The organism is Acidovorax sp. LjRoot117, from assembly GCF_964252695.1.
Taxonomy (GTDB): Bacteria; Pseudomonadota; Gammaproteobacteria; order Burkholderiales; family Burkholderiaceae_C; genus Acidovorax.
Window position 1 is genome coordinate 199693 of sequence record NZ_CAXUPO020000006.1, and the last position, 16713, is coordinate 216405.

General features: G+C 67.9%; 13 protein-coding genes. 10 read left to right on the plus strand and 3 right to left on the minus strand.

The features are described 5' to 3' along the window. The first annotated feature begins 2 nt into the window (after nucleotides 1–2). Nucleotides 3–683, plus strand: coding sequence for a type 1 glutamine amidotransferase domain-containing protein (locus tag ACSQ3D_RS17450; RefSeq protein ID WP_056409969.1), 681 nt, complete (start codon nucleotides 3–5; stop codon nucleotides 681–683). Nucleotides 684–922: 239 nt separating this feature from the next. Beyond that, nucleotides 923–1996 (plus strand): alpha/beta hydrolase family protein, encoded by a 1074-nt coding sequence (locus tag ACSQ3D_RS17455; RefSeq protein ID WP_436127723.1) that lies wholly within the window; start codon nucleotides 923–925, stop codon nucleotides 1994–1996. A gap of 90 nt (nucleotides 1997–2086) precedes the next feature. Here ACSQ3D_RS17455 and ACSQ3D_RS17460 read toward each other — a convergent pair whose 3' ends face one another. Next, nucleotides 2087–2989: a LysR family transcriptional regulator gene (locus ACSQ3D_RS17460; protein WP_056422664.1), complete on the minus strand. Its 903-nt coding sequence runs from the start codon at nucleotides 2987–2989 to the stop codon at nucleotides 2087–2089. A 185-nt stretch (nucleotides 2990–3174) separates the two neighbouring features. On the opposite strand from ACSQ3D_RS17460, the gene ACSQ3D_RS17465 reads away from it, so the two are divergent. The 6 genes from ACSQ3D_RS17465 (at nucleotide 3175) to ACSQ3D_RS17490 (ending at nucleotide 10580) form a co-directional block, all read left to right on the plus strand. Further along, complete coding sequence (locus ACSQ3D_RS17465; protein WP_436127724.1) at nucleotides 3175–3903, plus strand: pirin family protein; 729 nt, start codon at nucleotides 3175–3177, stop codon at nucleotides 3901–3903. A gap of 141 nt (nucleotides 3904–4044) precedes the next feature. Next, on the plus strand, nucleotides 4045–4737 hold the full coding sequence (locus tag ACSQ3D_RS17470; protein ID WP_436127725.1) for a hydrolase: 693 nt from the start codon (nucleotides 4045–4047) through the stop codon (nucleotides 4735–4737). A 161-nt stretch (nucleotides 4738–4898) separates the two neighbouring features. Further along, complete coding sequence (locus ACSQ3D_RS17475; RefSeq protein WP_436127726.1) at nucleotides 4899–6800, plus strand: amidohydrolase; 1902 nt, start codon at nucleotides 4899–4901, stop codon at nucleotides 6798–6800. A 14-nt stretch (nucleotides 6801–6814) separates the two neighbouring features. Continuing rightward, nucleotides 6815–7213 (plus strand): DoxX family protein, encoded by a 399-nt coding sequence (locus tag ACSQ3D_RS17480; protein WP_436127727.1) that lies wholly within the window; start codon nucleotides 6815–6817, stop codon nucleotides 7211–7213. Then, nucleotides 7203–8894 carry an MFS transporter gene (locus tag ACSQ3D_RS17485; RefSeq protein WP_436127728.1) on the plus strand — a complete coding sequence of 564 codons (1692 nt, stop codon included), beginning with the start codon at nucleotides 7203–7205 and terminating at the stop codon, nucleotides 8892–8894. Before ACSQ3D_RS17480 ends, ACSQ3D_RS17485 begins: the two co-directional genes overlap by 11 nt. Nucleotides 8895–9362: 468 nt before the next feature. Next, entirely contained in the window at nucleotides 9363–10580 is a 1218-nt protein-coding gene (locus ACSQ3D_RS17490; RefSeq protein ID WP_436127729.1) for a PDDEXK nuclease domain-containing protein, read from the plus strand. A gap of 39 nt (nucleotides 10581–10619) precedes the next feature. Here the strand turns inward: ACSQ3D_RS17490 and ACSQ3D_RS17495 are convergent, their stop codons facing one another. After that, nucleotides 10620–12728, minus strand: a complete 2109-nt coding sequence (locus ACSQ3D_RS17495; RefSeq protein ID WP_436127730.1) for a molybdopterin-containing oxidoreductase family protein — start codon at nucleotides 12726–12728, stop codon at nucleotides 10620–10622. 166 nt (nucleotides 12729–12894) lie between these two features. Between ACSQ3D_RS17495 and ACSQ3D_RS17500 the strand changes: the two genes are divergently transcribed. Beyond that, on the plus strand, nucleotides 12895–14046 hold the full coding sequence (locus ACSQ3D_RS17500) for an ABC transporter substrate-binding protein (RefSeq protein WP_436127731.1): 1152 nt from the start codon (nucleotides 12895–12897) through the stop codon (nucleotides 14044–14046). 142 nt (nucleotides 14047–14188) lie between these two features. Here the strand turns inward: ACSQ3D_RS17500 and argE are convergent, their stop codons facing one another. Then, nucleotides 14189–15358 carry an acetylornithine deacetylase gene (gene argE / locus ACSQ3D_RS17505; RefSeq protein WP_056422652.1) on the minus strand — a complete coding sequence of 390 codons (1170 nt, stop codon included), beginning with the start codon at nucleotides 15356–15358 and terminating at the stop codon, nucleotides 14189–14191. A gap of 78 nt (nucleotides 15359–15436) precedes the next feature. Here argE and ACSQ3D_RS17510 point away from each other — a divergent pair, with 78 nt between their 5' ends. Further along, nucleotides 15437–16648 (plus strand): M20 aminoacylase family protein, encoded by a 1212-nt coding sequence (locus ACSQ3D_RS17510; protein WP_056165124.1) that lies wholly within the window; start codon nucleotides 15437–15439, stop codon nucleotides 16646–16648. The last annotated feature ends 65 nt before the right edge of the window (nucleotides 16649–16713 follow it).

A 16713-nucleotide genomic window follows, 5' to 3' on the forward strand; every position in this document is an offset into this window, starting at 1 on the left:
CTATGGCCCACATCCTCATGGTTCTCACATCCCACAGCGAGTTGGGCGACACCGGCAAGAAAACCGGCTTCTGGCTGGAAGAGTTTGCCGCCCCGTACTACGTGTTCAAGGATGCGGGGGCCGAGGTGACCCTGGCATCGCCCCAGGGCGGCCAGCCCCCGCTGGACCCCAAGAGCGATGCGCCCGATGCGCAGACCGACGCCACGCGCCGCTTCAAGGGCGATGCCGCCGCCCAGGCGCACCTGGCCAGCACCCTGAAGCTGTCCGAAGTGAACGCGGCCCGGTTCGATGCCGTGTTCTACCCCGGCGGCCACGGCCCGCTGTGGGACCTGGCGTACGACACGCAGTCCATCGCCCTCATCGAGGCCACCCTGGCCGCCGGCAAGCCCCTGGCGGCCGTGTGCCACGCGCCCGGCGTGCTGCGCGGCGTCAAGGCGGCAGACGGCACGCCCCTGGTGCGCGGCAAGAACGTGACGGGCTTCACCAACGGCGAGGAGGCCGCTGCGGGCCTGACGGACGTCGTGCCCTTCCTGGTGGAGAACATGCTCATGTCGCACGGCGGCCTGTACACCAAGCAGGCCGACTGGCAGCCGCACGTGGTCACCGACGGGCTGCTGATCACCGGGCAGAACCCGGCGTCGTCGGAGCCTGCGGCGCAGGCGCTGCTCAAAGCGCTGGGTTGACGCCCACGGGGTGGCTGGGAAGCCGGCCACCCGCACGGGCCACCACCCGCCCACCCAGCGCGCGTTCGCGCCCGGTTCGCGCACGGCTTGCGCCCCTCACCAGCCGTTTCGCGCCACGCCCTTGCGTTTCGTCGCATGCCGCTGCCCCTGCCGGCCCGCGGTGCCTACAGTGCCGCCATGCCGCACCGACCGTCACTCCACGGTCGCGGCCCCTGGCACTCCAAGACGAAAGGCACACCGTGATCCTCCTCCTTGTTCTTCTTTCCCTCGCCCTGCTGTGGGCAGCGCGGCACGTCCGGCCCGTGGCGGCCACCGCGTTCGTGGCGCTGGCCACGCTGTCAGGCCCCGCATCGGCCCAGCACGCCGGCCTGCGCACCCTGGTCGTGCCCGGTGGCGAGCCGATCAACGTCGCGCTGTTCTACCCCACCGTGCGCAGCGCGGGCGTGGTGCAGCTGGGCCCCTGGCGCCCGGTGGTCGGCCTGGGTGCGCCCGTGTCGGCCGAGCCGCTCAAGGGGCTGATCCTGGTGTCGCACGGCACGGGCGGCAATGAACTCGCGCACCACAACCTGGCCACGCGCCTGGCGGCCGAGGGCTACCTCGTGGCCGCCGTGCGCCACCCGGGCGACAACTGGCAGGACCGCTCCATGATCACCTCGGGCCGCTACTTCGGCGAGCGCCCGCGCCAGGTCAGCCGCGTGCTCGACGCGCTGCTGGCCAGCCCCGAGTGGGGGCCCCGCATCCCCGCCGGCCGCATCGGCGCACTGGGCCACTCGGCCGGCGGCTACACCGTGCTGGCCCTGGCCGGCGCCCAGGCCGAGCCCGCCCGCGCCGCGCAGCACTGCTGCAGCGTGCAGGACGACCCCGGCTTCTGCGGCCTGGCCCAGGGCCCCAAGGCGCCGCAGCCGGTCGCCGCTGCCAACACGGCCACGCCCGCCAACGTGGTGCCGGACGGCGCCCTGGTCTCCGCGCCCGACCCGCGCATCCGCGCCGTCGTGGCCCTGGCGCCCATGGCCGTGGTGTTCACCCCCGAGAGCCTCAAAGCCGTGACCGTGCCGGTGCTGCTGCGCGTGGCCGAGCAGGACGCCGTGCTCACAGGCAAGTACCACGGCGGGCTGGTGGCCGCGAATCTGGCCACCGCGCGGGCGGACACCGTGCCGGGTGCCGGCCACTTCGCCTTCATGGCCCAGCCCAGCCAGAGCCTGCCGTCCGACGCGGGCGACGCCGCCGCCAACCCGGCGGGCTTCGACCGCGTGGCCTACCACGCGGTGCTGGAGGCGCAGGTGGTGCAGTTCTTCGCGCAGCAGTGGCGCTGAGTCTGAATTATCAAGATAAAAAAGCTGCCTACCGCTTGTCTGGCAAGCGCAAGCAGCTATCAAAAGTGTAGTGCCGGCTTCCGCCGGGCGCTAGTACGGCAGGATTCCGGGCAGCAGCGGCCGGGCCAGCCGCTCGCACCACCACTTGAGCGCCTCGCCCCGGTGCTCGGGCTTCCAGGCCAGCCAGAAGGTCTCATCGGCCCGGGGCTCCTCCACCGGCACCTCCACCAGGATGCCGTTTTCCAGCTCCACCCGCACGCAGGCGCGCGGCACGAAGCCGTGGCCCAGCCCGGCGGCCTGGCAGGCGATCTTGGCCTGCATCGACGGCACGGTGATGCGCCGCTGGCCCGACAGCAGGCCCACCGTGCGGTCCGACAGCGTGCGCGCCCCGTCGCCCACCACCACGGCCGTGTGCTCCAGCAGGTCGCTGCGCGTGAGCGGCCGGCCCAGGCGCGCCAGCGGGTGCGACGCAGTCACGCAGAACACGAAGTCCAGGCTGCCCACCGCCACGGCCTTGTAGCCGCCGCCGGCGGGGCCTTCGCCCGCCGCCACGATGATGTCGGCGCGCCCGTCGCGCAGCGCCTCCCAGGTGCCGGTCAGCGCCTCGCAGCCGATGCGCAGGCGCGTGCCGCAGTCCAGGCCCTCAAAGGCCGCGATGTCGTCGTTGAACGCGCTGGTAGGTATCAGCGAGTCGTGCACCAGCCGCAGCTCGGACTCGAACCCGGTGGCGATCTGCCGCAGGCGCGATTCGAGCTGCCGCGCCGAGGCCAGCAGCCAGCGGCCCTCCTTGAGCAGCTCGTGCCCCGCGGGCGTGAGCGCCACGCGCGGCCCGTTGCGCGTGAACAGGGCCAGGCCCAGTTGCTCCTCGAGCTTGCCCACGGCGTAGGAGATGGTGGACGGCACCTTGTGCAGCCGCTCCGAGGCGCCCGCGAACGAGCCGTAGCGGGCAATCGCATCCACCAGTTCGATGGCTTCGAGGGAGAGTTTCAGCATGGCAACAGGCCCGGAATTTCAATCATCGAAATTATCGATGATGGATGGCCAAACCTTTCAACCTGATGCCCTGCCATGCGCCGGATACTTCATCCATCGCAGCACTGATGCCCAATGAAATCCAGCAGATTTCAAACCGTGCGCCCAGTGTGAAATTCATCGACAGACATCGAAAGGAAGACACCATGCTCGACATCCGCAAGGCCCAACACCGCGGCAACGCCAACCACGGCTGGCTCCATTCGCGCCACACCTTCTCGTTCGGCCACTACCACGACGCCAATCAGCAAGGTTTTTCCGACCTGCTGGTCATCAACGACGACCGCGTGGCTCCCGGCAAGGGCTTCGGCACCCACCCGCACCGCGACATGGAAATCTTCTCGTACGTGCTGGAAGGCGCGCTGGAGCACAAGGACTCCATGGGCACCGGCTCGGTCATCCGCCCTGGCGACGTGCAGATGATGAGCGCCGGCACCGGCGTGCGCCACAGCGAGTTCAACCACTCGGGCGTTGAGCCCGTGCACTTCCTGCAGATCTGGATCGTGCCCGGTGCCCGCGGTGCCGCACCCCGCTACCAGCAGGTGCACTTCAGCGAGGCCGACAAGCGCGGCCGCCTGCGCCAGATCATCTCGCCCGAAGGGGCCGACGGATCGCTGGCCGTGCACCAGGACGCCCGGGTCTATGCCGGCTTGTTCGACGGCAGCGAAGAAGCGGCCGATCTGGACGTGGGCCCGGGCCGCAACGTGTATGTGCACGTGGCCCGCGGCAGCCTGGAGGTGAACGGCGAGCGGCTGTCCGAAGGCGACGGCGCCCGCATCCGCGACGCCGGGGCCCTGCGCTTCGCTAACGGCGAAGGCGCCGAGGTGCTGGTGTTCGACCTGCGGCCCAACGAGCTGCCCACGATGCCGCACTGAGCGGATGGGGCGCCCTGAGGAGCGGGCGGGTGGGCGATGCCGCCCATCCCTTGCGCCCCGGCCCGCCGCATTGCCTTGTCTCGTTTTTTTGTTTGTTCTTCTTCTCGACGCACCTCATCTTCAATTTCCAGGGAGTTCACCATGACCCACGCCAACACCACGGCTGCCAGCACCACCACCGCCCGCCCCGTCGCCTACGCCAAGCCCGGCGCCACGCTGCTGAACGCCGACGACCACACCCTGGTCATGATCGACTTCCAGTCGCAGATGGCCTTTGCCACGCACTCCATCGACGCGATCACGCTGCGCTCCAACGCCGGCCTGGTGGCCAGTGCAGCCGCCGGGTTTGGCGTGGACACCATCCTCACCACGGTGGCTGAGAAGAGCTTCAGCGGCCCCATGTTCGAGGAAGTGACCGCACCGTTCCCCGGCCAGGCGCTGCTGGACCGCACCTCCATGAACACCTGGGAGGACGAGGCCGTGATCGCCCGTGTCAACGCCATTGGCAAGCCGCGCATCGTGCTGGCCGGCCTGTGGACCAGCGTGTGCATCGTGGGCCCGGCGCTGTCGGCGCTGGACCAAGGCTTTGAGGTGTATGTGATCGCCGACGCCAGCGGCGACATCTCGGCCGAAGCCCACAACCGCGCCATGGAGCGCATGGTGCAGGCCGGCGCGCGGCCCATCACGGCCCTGCAGTACCTGCTGGAGCTGCAGCGCGACTGGGCGCGGGGCGAGACGTACGAGATGACGACGGGCATCGCCAAGAAGTTCGGTGGCGGCTATGGCCTGGGCATCACCTACGCCAAAAGCATGTTCAACGCCCAAGAAGCCTAAAAAAAGGGTGCATTGGCCTACTGCGCGACCCGATCCCGCACCTGCGGTTCTCGCCGTACGCTTGTACGGCTGCGGTCCTCGATGCAGGCCAGGGCCGCTCGCTACGGCCACTGCACCCTTTTTGCGCTCTGCCATTGCTGAAATTCTCTGAGCCCCAAGACATGAACCAACCTGCCACCACTCCCGACCTCATCCTGCGCAACGGGCGCTTCACCACGCTGGACCGCGCCAATCCCACGGCCAGTGCGGTCGCCATTGCGCAAGGGCGCTTCACCAAGGTGGGTGATGACCGCGAGGTGATGGCGCTGGCCGGTGCGGGCACGCGGGTCATCGACCTGGGCGGGCGCAGCGTGCTGCCGGGGCTCATCGACAACCACCTGCACATCATCCGCGGCGGCCTCAACTTCAACATGGAGCTGCGGTTGGACGGGGTGCGCAGCCTGGCCGATGCCATGGCCATGCTCAAAGCCCAAGTGGCGGTGACGCCCGCGCCGCAGTGGGTGCGCGTGGTGGGCGGCTTCACCGAGCACCAGTTTGTGGAAAAGCGCCTGCCCACGCTGGCCGAGCTAAACGCCGTGGCGCCCGATACGCCCGTGTTCATCCTGCATTTGTACGACCGCGCGCTGCTCAACGGCGCCGCGCTGCGCGCCGTGGGCTACGGCAAGGACACGCCCGCGCCACCCGGCGGCGAGATCGTGCGCGACAGCGCGGGCAACCCCACGGGTCTGCTGCTGGCCAAGCCCAATGCGGCCATCCTGTATGCCACGCTGGCCAAGGGCCCCAAGCTGCCGCACGACTACCAGGTCAACTCTACGCGCCACTTCATGCGCGAGCTCAACCGCCTGGGCGTGACCGGCGCCATCGACGCGGGCGGCGGCATGCAGAACTACCCGGATGACTACGACGCGATCCAGGAGCTGGCCGATGCTGATCAGCTCACCATCCGCCTGGCCTACAACCTGTTCACGCAAAAGCCGCAGCACGAGAAGGAAGACTTCCTGAACTGGACGGCCACCTCGCAGTACAAGCAGGGCACGGACTACTTTCGCCACAACGGCGCGGGCGAGATGCTCGTGTTCTCCGCCGCCGACTTCGAGGACTTCCGCCAGCCCCAGCCCGAGCTGGCGCCCGGCATGGAAGGCGAGCTGGAAGAGGTGGTGCGCATCCTCGCGCAGAACCGCTGGCCCTGGCGCATGCACGCCACGTATGACGAGACCATCGAGCGCGCGCTCAACGTGTTCGAAAAGGTCAACCAGGACACACCGCTGGCCGGCCTGAACTGGTTCTTCGACCACGCCGAGACCATCTCGGAAAAGTCCATCGACCGCATCGCCGCCCTGGGCGGCGGCGTGGCCGTGCAGCACCGCATGGCCTACCAGGGCGAGTACTTCGTGGAGCGCTACGGCGCTGCCGCGGCCGAGGCCACGCCCCCCGTCAAGCGCATGCTGGAGAAGGGCGTCCACGTGTCCGCCGGCACCGACGCCACCCGCGTGGCCAGCTACAACCCCTGGGTGTCGCTGTCCTGGCTCGTCACCGGCAAGACGGTGGGCGGCCTGCAGCTCACCCCGCAGCGCAACTGCCTCACCCGCGACCAGGCCCTGCGCATGTGGACCGAGAACGTCACCTGGTTCAGCAACGAGCAGGGCAAGAAGGGACGCATCGAAGCGGGCCAGCTGGCCGACTTGGTCGTGCCCGACCGCGACTTCTTTGCCTGCCCCGAATCCGACATCGCCGACACCACGGCCCTGCTCACCGTGGTGGGCGGCAAGGTGGTCTATGGAGTGGGCGACTTCGCGCGCTTCGACGACGCGGCCCAGCCGCCCGCCATGCCTGACTGGTCGCCCGTGCGCACCTTCGGCGGCTACGGCGCCTGGGGCGCCCAGGGAGGGCCGGACGGCGCGCCACTGCAGGCCGTGCTGCGCAACGCGGCCGCGAACTGCGGTTGCGCCAGCAACTGCAACCTGCACGGCCACGCCCACGCCACGGCTTGGAGCAGCAAGCTGCCGGTGTCCGACCTGCAGGGCTTTTGGGGTGCGCTGGGCTGCGCCTGCTGGGCGGTGTGACGGTGCAGCACGCATTGCAAACTGCCGCCACCGCTCCCTGGGTGCAGACGCTGGCGCTGCTGTGCCTGTGCGCCGCGTACCTGCAGGGCGGCATCGGCAAGGCCCGCGACTTTGCCGGCGCCGTGGCCGAAGTGCGCGCGCTCGGCCTGGCGCCCGCCGCGCCCATCGCTGCTGCCACGCTGGTGCTGCAGCTCTCGGCCTCGGCGCTCATCCTGTCGGGCTGGTACCGCTGGCTGGGGGCATTGGCCCTGGCGGGCTTCACCGTGCTCGCCGCCTTGCTGGCAGACCGCTTCTGGGCCGCGCCGCCCGCCGATCGGCAGCGCAGCGCCAACGCATTTTTTGAACACTGGGGCCTGGTGGGTGGCATGCTGCTCGTCGCCTGGCACGACCTCGGAGGCCGCCATGCCGGATAACCAACACGATCATCACCACCACCATACCCCCGCTGCTGCAGCGCCCAAGGGCTCCACAGCGCCCGCGGCATCCGGCAGCTTCGCTCCCCTGGCCATCCCCGTCTTCGCGGTGCTCTGGGCCGCCACCGTACTGGGCAACATCGGCAGCTTCATGCGCGACGTCGCCAGCGCCTGGATGGTGACCGAGCTCTCGTCCAGCCCCACCGCGGTCGCGCTGATCCAGACCGCCGCCACGCTGCCCGTCTTTCTGCTTGCCATCCCTGCGGGCGTGCTGTCGGACATCCTGGACCGCCGCCGCTTCCTCATCGGCGTGCAGGTGCTGCTGGCGGCCGTCAGCGGCACGCTGCTCATCCTGGCCAACACCCACGCGCTGACGGTGGAGTGGCTGGTGGCGCTGACCTTCGTGGGCGGCATCGGCGCTGCGCTCATGGGCCCCACGTGGCAGTCCATCGTGCCCGAACTGGTGCCGCGCAGCGAACTCAAGAGCGCCGTGGCGCTCAACTCGCTGGGCATCAACATTGCACGCGCCATCGGCCCGGCGGCGGGCGGCCTGCTGCTGGCCAGCTTCGGCGCGGCCATGGCCTACGGCCTGGACGTGCTGAGCTATGTTTTCGTGATCGCCGCGCTGCTGTGGTGGAAGCGCCCCAAGGCCGAGGCTTCGGGCCTGAACGAGCAGTTCTTCGGCGCCTTCCGCGCCGGCGTGCGCTACGCCCGCGCCAGCCGCGAGCTGCATGTGGTGCTGCTGCGCGCGGCCGTGTTCTTCCTGTTCGCCAGCTCCGTCTGGGCGCTGCTGCCGCTGGTGGCGCGCCGCATGCTGGGCGGCTCGGCAGGCTTCTACGGCGTGATGCTGGGCGCCGTGGGCGCAGGCGCCATCCTGGGCGCCGTGCTGCTCCCCCGCTTGCGCAAACGGCTCGACACCGACGGCCTGGTGCTGCTGGCATCCCTGCTCACCGCCGCCGTGATGGGCGTGCTGACCGTGGCCCCGCCCCAGTGGGCCGCCGTGGCGCTGATGCTGGTGCTGGGCCTGGGCTGGATCATCGCGCTGACCACCCTCAACGGCGTGGCCCAGGCCGTGCTGCCCAACTGGGTGCGCGGCCGCGGCCTGGCCATCTACCTCATGGTCTTCAACGGCGCGATGGCCGCCGGCAGCCTGGGCTGGGGCCTCATCGCGGGGCAGGCCGGCTTGCCGGTCACGCTGCTGCTGGGCGCGGCCGGGCTGGTGGTGGCGTCGCTCATCTTTCACCGCGTGAAGCTGCCCACCGGCGAGGCCGACCTGCAGCCCTCCAACCACTGGCCCGAGCCCCTGATGGCCCAGCCCGTCGCGCACGACCGGGGCCCGGTGATGGTGCAGATCGAATACCGCATCGCCAAGCCCGACCTGCCCGCCTTCCTGCAGGCCATGCAGCACCTGTCCCAGGAACGCCGCCGCGACGGCGCCTACGCCTGGGGCGTGGCCGAACACACCGGCGAGCCGGGCCGGGTGATTGAGTGGTTTCTGGTCGAGTCCTGGGCCGAACATTTGCGCCAGCACCACCGCGTGTCCAAGGCGGATGCGGACCTGCAGGCGGAGGCGCTGCGGTTTCACCAGGGGCCTGGGCGGCCGGTGGTGCATCACTTTCTGGCGTTGACTGCCGACGATGCGGGTGAGGCGGGCCGCGTTGGCGCCCAGCCAGCACATTGATCGGTAGATCTTTGAAGATAAATAGCTGCGACCGCTTATAGGGTAAGCGCAAGAAGCTATCAAAATGTGAGCTTGCAAGGCTGCTCTGGCGTGCGGAGTTCGTCCGGCTCGGGCACACCGTTGCCACAGGGTTTTCGTCAGGCGGTTGCAGAGCTTCGCATTTCCGGGCCGCTCCTGTGCCTGGCTGTCCATCTCGCGCACGCCGTTTTCAAAGGCCAATGGGCGTGAAGCGCAACGGGCGGAACACCCCATAATTCCAGGCCGAACTGCAACGAGAACCACCTTGCTTTCACTCCCCACCCCGTGCCACAAACAAAACATCGCCTGGCTGTTGTCGTGGCAGGCAGCACCGAAATTTTTGCAACCATCAGCTCCGGCTCTGGCGACTGTAGGAATGGCGGCGATGCGCTCTAGTGCTTGCTGGGATGTGACGGGTGCGTGTGCCAATGTGGCTGGGGAGGATGGCGTATGACCCGTAAGGCTGCAGCAGGCAAAGAGGTGGCGGTGGCTGTTCCGCTGTACGGACGGGTCTGTGAAATTCTTGACGCTGCCCGTGCTCACGTTGCGAGAACCGTGAACACCACGCAAGTGATGGCCAACTGGCTTATCGGGCGTGAAATGGTGGAAGAGGAGCAACGCGGCAAGCGGCGTGCCGACTATGGGCGGCAGTTGGTGGTCCAGCTGTCTGCGCAACTGACGGCGGCTTACGGCAAGGGATGGTCGGCCCAGAGTCTGTTTTACATGAAGCAGTTTTACCTGGCGTACCCCAGCTTGATGGAGAAGGACGACTTTCTCCACGCAGTGCGTGGAGAAACCAGTGCGATTGCAAAGCTCCACGCACCGCGTGGAGAAACTGCCCCTTGGACGCCCGGCGCGCTGCACCCCAACCTGGCCTGGACGCACTACCGCACCTTGCTGCGTGTAGACCGCGCCGAAGCACGTGCCTTCTACGAGATCGAAGCCATCCGCCACGCCTGGTCGGCCCGCGAGTTGGAGCGGCAGATCAATACGCTGCTGTTTGATCGCCTGGCAAAAAGCCGCGACAAGCAAGGGCTGATGCGCTTGGCAACGGAGGGCCAGGAGGTCAGCCAGCCGATTGACGTGCTGAAAGACCCGATGGTGCTGGAGTTCCTCAGCCTGCCGGAGTCGCCGCGTCTGGTGGAGTCCAAGCTGGAGCAGGCGCTGATCAACAACCTGCAGACCTTTTTGTTGGAGCTGGGCAAGGGCTTTGCCTTTGTCTCACGGCAAGAGCGCATCACCGTCGACGGCGACCATTTCTACATCGATCTGGTGTTCTATCACACGGTACTGAAGTGCTACGTGTTGATCGACCTGAAGGTGGGAAAGCTCACCCACGGCGACCTGGGCCAGCTGCAGTTCTACGTGAACTACTTCGATCAAGAGCGGCGGACCGAGGGGGACAACCCCACGCTAGGCTTGATCCTTTGCCCCGACAAGAACGATGCCGTGGTGAAGTACACCTTGGGGGAGCAACAAGCGCGCAATATTTTTGCGAGCCGCTATCAGTTTCATGTACCGACGGAAGAAGACCTGCAGCAGGAACTGCGCCGCGAACTGCGGCAGCTGTCTGCCATGGCGCAGCCAACCGTGCAAGCCACTGCGCGCAAGCCCAGGACCACTGCCGCCCCGTCGAAGGCCAAGGCCAGCAAAGACGGTAAAGCGTGAGCCGCCAGCCGCTCAACAATCGTTGAAGCGGTTTGCGGTTCAGTGAGGCAGTGCGGATTCACTGGCTGCGCAAGCCTCCACCTCCACCAGGCAGTCATAAAACGTCGGCGCCCGCCCCAGGTCCGTCAGCGCCTGGCTCGTCACCTCGTTCACGTTCGTCCCATCGAGCCCCAGCTTGCGCCACCAGATGCCCAGGCCGTTGACCACGCCGGGGCGGGCGCGGCGCGAGACGGTGGCGTGGCACTGGTAGCTGCCGCGGTCGTTGAACACGCGCACCACGGCGTCGTTGGCGATGCCGCGGGCTACGGCGTCGTCGGGGTGGATTTCCAGGATCGGGCGGCCTTCGATGTTGCGCAGGCTCGTCACGTTCACGAAGGTGGAATTCAAGAAGTTGCGCGCGGGCGGCGAGATCATGGCCAGGGGGTAGCGTGCGTCGGTGCCCTGCAGCTCGTAGTTGGGCAGGTGGTCGGGCAGGCCGTCCAGGCCCTGCGCGGCGAGGCGGGCGCTGTAGAACTCGCACTTGCCCGACGGTGACGGGAAGTTGCCTTCGGCAAACAGCGCATCGGGAATGGCCACCGTGGCAAAGCCCTGGGATTCGAGCAGCGCGTAGTCCACCGCATCGCCGAAGGCCTGGCGGCACAGTGCCTCGTCGGTGTCGGCAAAGCAGGGGTCGGCAAAGCCCATGCGCGCGGCCAGGTCGCGGAAGATCTGGGCGTTGCTGCGGGCTGCGCCCAGCGGCGCAATCGCGGGGCGGTTGAGCACCACGTCGGTGTGGCCGTAGGACAGGTGCACGTCCCAGTGTTCGAGCTGCGTGGTGGCGGGCAGGATGTAGTCCGCGTAGTCGGCGGTGTCGGTCTGGAAGTGCTCCAGCACCACGGTGAAAAGGTCTTCGCGCGCAAACCCGCGCACCACCTTGCCCGAGTCCGGGGCCACGGCCACGGGGTTGCTGTTGTAGACCACCACGGCCTCGACCTTCGGGCCGAAAGCGAGCGATGCCTCGCGCAGCAGGTCGTCGCCGATGGTCGTCATGTTGATGGTGCGCGGCACGCGCCCTGCGGCCGCCTGGGGCATCAGGTCGGGCCGCTGCAGCACCGCGCGCTGCGCCGGGAACTGGCCCGAGCTCGACAGCAGCAAGCCGCCAGCGCGGTGGCGCCAGGCGCCGGTGAGGGCGGGCAGGCAGGCCACGGCGCGCACGGCGTTGCCGCCGCCGCGCACGCGCTGCATGCCGTAGTTCAGGCGGATGGCGGCGGGCTTCGTGGTTCCGTAGTCGCGGGCCAGCTGGCGGATCTGCTCGACCGGAATGCCGCAGACTTCGGCCGCGCGCTCGGGCGGCCACTGCAGGGCGCGCTCGCGCAGCGGGTCCCAGCCCAGCGTGTGGCGTGCGATGTAGTCGTGGTCCAGCCAGTCGTGGGCGATGAGTTCGTGCATCAGCGCCAGGGCCAGCGCGGCATCGGTGCCCGGGCGCAGGGCGATGTGCTCGTGGCACTTGTCGGCCGTCTCGCTCTTGCGCGGGTCGATGCACACCAGCTTGGCACCATTCCTCTTGGCCTGCTGCGCGTAGCGCCAAAAATGCAGGTTGCTGCCGATGGAGTTGCTGCCCCAGATCAGGATGAGCTGTGATTCGGCGAAGAACTCCACCTTCATGCCCACCTTGCCGCCCAGGGTCTGCGTCAGCGCCTCAGCGCCCGCCGATGCGCAGATGGTGCGGTCCAGCAGCGATGCCCCCAGCTGGTGGAAGAAGCGCCGGTCCATGCTCTCGCCCTGCACCATGCCCATGGTGCCGGCGTAGCTGTAGGGCAGGATGGCCTCGGGCGCGCGGGCGGCGATGGACTGCAGGCGCTGCGCGATGTCGGCCAGGGCCTCGTCCCAGCCGACGGGTGCGAACTGGCCGCTGCCCTTGGGGCCCGTGCGCTTGAGCGGCGTGAGCACGCGCTCGGGGTGGTAGCTGCGTTCGGTGTACTTGCTCACCTTGGCGCAGAGCACGCCGTCGGTGTGCGGGTGGTCGGGGTTGCCCTGCACGCGGGTGGCCACGCCGTTGTCGTCCACGGTGGTGATCAGGGCGCAGGTATCCGGACAGTCGTGCGGGCAGGCACCGCGCACCTGGATCGGGCCAGAAGGGAGGGAAATGGCGGCAGAAGGCGTGGACATGGGTGGGGCGATCGTTAAACTTCGTAGGAAGCGGCGTGCATATCGAACCAATATCCAACAAAAAGCCCGCCGCTTCACCGCAGACTGCCGGGGACCTGTGCGCAGGTTCTTGCCGGCAGCGCCGAGGTGTCAACCTCGTTGTGTTGACAGGAAGAGGGATTTCACCATGAAGCCAAAGGCATTGGGGCGCAGACAGTTTTCCATCGGTCTGGGCGCAGTCGCGCTCGGCGGTTTCCACACCGCGCAGGCCCAGGGCGAAGCCCGTATCGTACTGGGTCAGTCGGCCGCATTCACCGGCCCGGCCGCGCAGCTGGGCGTGCAGTTCAACCAGGGCACCAAGCTCTTTTTCGACCAGTTCAATGCCCAGGGTGGGGTGGGCAAGCGGCTGGTCGAGATTCGCACGCTGGACGACGGCTATGAGCCCGAGCGCTGCGCGGAGAACACGAAGAAGTTCATCGCCGACGACGTGTTCGCGCTGTTCGGCTACATCGGCACGCCCACCAGCCTGGCTGCGCTGCCGCTGTTCACGCAGGCCAGGCTGCCGTTCTTCGGCCCGTTCACCGGGGCCGAGGCGCTGCGCCAGCCGTTCAACCGGCTCATCTTCCATGTGCGCGCCTCGTACTACGACGAGACCGCGCTCATCGTGCGCCAACTCACCAACCTGGGCCTCAAGAAGATCGCGGTGTTCTACCAGAACGATGCCTACGGCAAGGCGGGGCTCGACGGCGTGACCCGCGCGCTGGCTGATCTGAAGCTGGCACCCGTCGCCACGGCCACAGTGGAGCGCAACTCGGTGGAGGTCAAAGCCGCCACCGACAAGCTCATGGCCGCCAAGCCCGACGCCGTGGTGCAGATCGCGGCTTATGCGGGCAGCGCGGCCTTCGTGCGCTCGGCGCGCAAGGCGGGGTTCGGCGGCACGTTCTACAACGTGTCGTTCGTGGGCACGCAGGCCCTGGCCGACGAGCTGGGCAAGGACGGCGCCGGCGTGGTCGTCTCGCAGGTCGTGCCTTCGCCCTACCAGCCCTCGCGCCAGATCACGCGCGAGTTCCTGGAGGCGATCAAGAAGGGCGGCGACAAGGTGCAGGCCAACTACTCCAGCATGGAGGGCTACCTGGCGGCCCGCGTGTTCTCCGAAGGCCTGCGCCAGGCGCAGGCCGGCGGCAAGGGCCTCACGCGCGAGAGCTTCATCACCGGCACCGAAGCCATCGGCAACCAGACGATCTCGGGCTTTCCGGTGGCCTTCAGCGCCACCAGCCATGCGGCGTCGAAGTTCGTGGAGATGTCGATGCTGACCGGCGACGGACGTGTGAGGACTTGAGCCCGGATGGACGCGGGTTCGCGCCCCATCATTCAATACCCAGAACCGTTCGGGCTGAGCCTGTCGAAGCCTTGCGCGGCGCTTCGACAGGCTCAGCGTGAACGGTTGTGTATTTTTGAAAGTAAGGCTTCACGGGATTTAATTAGTCGATCGACGTGGTGCGCGCCAGCCCTTGCATGAAGGCCTCGCAGCGGCCGAGCTGTTCGAGGCTCACGTACTCGTCGGGCTGGTGCGCCTGCTGGATGCTGCCGGGGCCGCAGACCACGGTGGAGATGCCGGCGTTCTTGAACAGGCCAGCCTCGGTGCCGAAGGCCACGAGGGTGGTGCTCTTCTCGCCCGACAGGGTCTGCGCCAGGCGCGTGACGGGGTCGTCCTTGCTGCCCAGGAAGCTCGGGATCTCGCAGATGGTTTCGAACGAGAAGCCGGCCGCGGGCGCCACCTGTTTCATGCGCGGCTCCAGCGACTTGGCATAGGCCACCACTTCGGACTGCATCTGCGCGGCGTTGGCCGTGGGCAGGTCGCGGAATTCGTAGCGGAACTCGGCGTCGCGCGGCACCACGTTGTCGGCGATGCCGCCGTGGAACTGCCCCACGCTGGTGGTCGAAAACGGCACATCGAAGCCTTCGAAGCGGGGCTCCTCGCGCTCGAAGCCCTCACCCATGTCGCGCAGGCGGCTGACCACACGGGCCGCCATCTCGATGGCGTTCACCGAGTGGGGCGTGAGCGATGAGTGCGCCTCCTTGCCGCGCACGCAGCACTTGTAGCGGTACACGCCCTTGTGGGCGATGGCGGGCACCATGCTGGTGGGCTCGCCCACGATGCAGGCCAGGGGCTTGATGTTCGCGTCGCGCAGGTCGGCGATGAGCTCCTTCACGCCAAAACAGCCGATCTCTTCCTCGTAGCTGAAGGCCAGGTGCACGGCAAACGGTGCGTTGCTGTTCAAGAACTGCTCGGCCTGCGACACGGCGATGCCGATGAAGGCCTTCATGTCCGCGCTGCCGCGGCCGTACAGGCTCGGGCCTTCGGGGCCGTCCTTGATCTGCGCGCTCAGCGGGTCCATGGTCCAGTCCTGGCCGTCCCATGGAACGGTGTCGGTGTGGCCCGACAGGATGATGCCGGCCGGCTTGCCTTCGCCCAGCGTGGCGAACAGGTTGGCCTTGGTCTTGTCGTCGTTGAAGGTCAGGCGGCTCTTCACCCCCAGCCTGGCCAGGTGGTCGCGGATGAAGTGGATCAGCTCCAGATTGGAGTTGTGGCTGACGGTGTTCATGCGCACCAGGGTTTGCGCAAGTTCGAGGGCGTGGGGCGAAATCATGGTGTGGACTGGTGATAAACCCGGGTTGGCACGTGGCTTGCTGACGGGCTAGACTGTGAGATCGTAAGGATACATATCATGAACGTAATTGATTCCATCGTCACGCAGGCGGCCAGCATTGCCGCGGTGCGCAAGGACATTCACGCGCATCCCGAGCTGTGCTTCGAAGAGGTGCGCACCGCTGACGTGGTGGCCCAAAAGCTCACCGAATGGGGGATTCCGATCCACCGCGGCCTGGGCAAGACGGGCGTGGTGGGCATCGTCAAGGGCCGCGACGGCGGCGCCAGCGGCCGGGCCATCGGCCTGCGTGCCGACATGGACGCCCTGCCCATGCAGGAGTTCAACACCTTCGCCCACGCCAGCAAGCACCAGGGCAAGATGCACGCCTGCGGCCACGACGGCCACGTGGCCATGCTGCTGGCCGCGGCGCAGCACTTTGCCAAGCACCGCAATTTCGACGGCACCGTCTACCTGATCTTCCAGCCCGCGGAAGAGGGCGGCGGCGGTGCCCGCGTGATGATCGAGGACGGCCTGTTCGAGCAGTTCCCCATGCAGGCCGTGTACGGCATGCACAACTGGCCCGGCATGCCGGTGGGCACGTTTGCCGTGAGCCCCGGCCCGGTGATGGCGTCGACCAGCGAATTCAAGATCGTGATCCGCGGCAAGGGCGGCCATGCAGCGCTGCCGCACACCGGCATCGACCCGGTGCCGATCGCCTGCCAGATGGTGCAGACCTTCCAGACCATCATCAGCCGCAACAAGAAGCCTGTGGATGCGGGCGTGATCTCGGTCACCATGATCAACGCGGGCGAGGCCACCAACGTGGTGCCCGACAGCGTCGAGCTGCAGGGCACCGTGCGCACCTTCACCGTCGAGGTGCTGGAGCTGATCGAAAAGCGCATGCGCCAGATCGCCGAACACACCTGCGCGGCGCACGACGCCACCTGCGAATTCGCGTTCGTGCGCAACTACCCGCCCACCGTCAACTCGCCCGCCGAGGCCGAGTTCGCGCGCAAGGTGATGACCGAGATCGTCGGCGCTGAACATGTGCTGCCCCAGGAGCCCACCATGGGCGCCGAAGACTTTGCCTACATGCTGCAGGCCAAGCCCGGCGCGTACTGCTTCATCGCCAATGGCGACGGCGCGCACCGCGAGATGGGCCATGGCGGCGGCCCCTGCATGCTGCACAACCCGAGCTACGACTTCAACGACGACCTGATCCCGCTGGGCGCCACCTACTGGGTCAAGCTGGCCGAGCAGTGGCTGGCCCAGCCCACGGCGACGGCCTGAACGCCACCGCTCCGCCGCCGCTGATTTCTCGTTCTGCCTTGAAACCCTGGGCGCCCCGTGTGCCC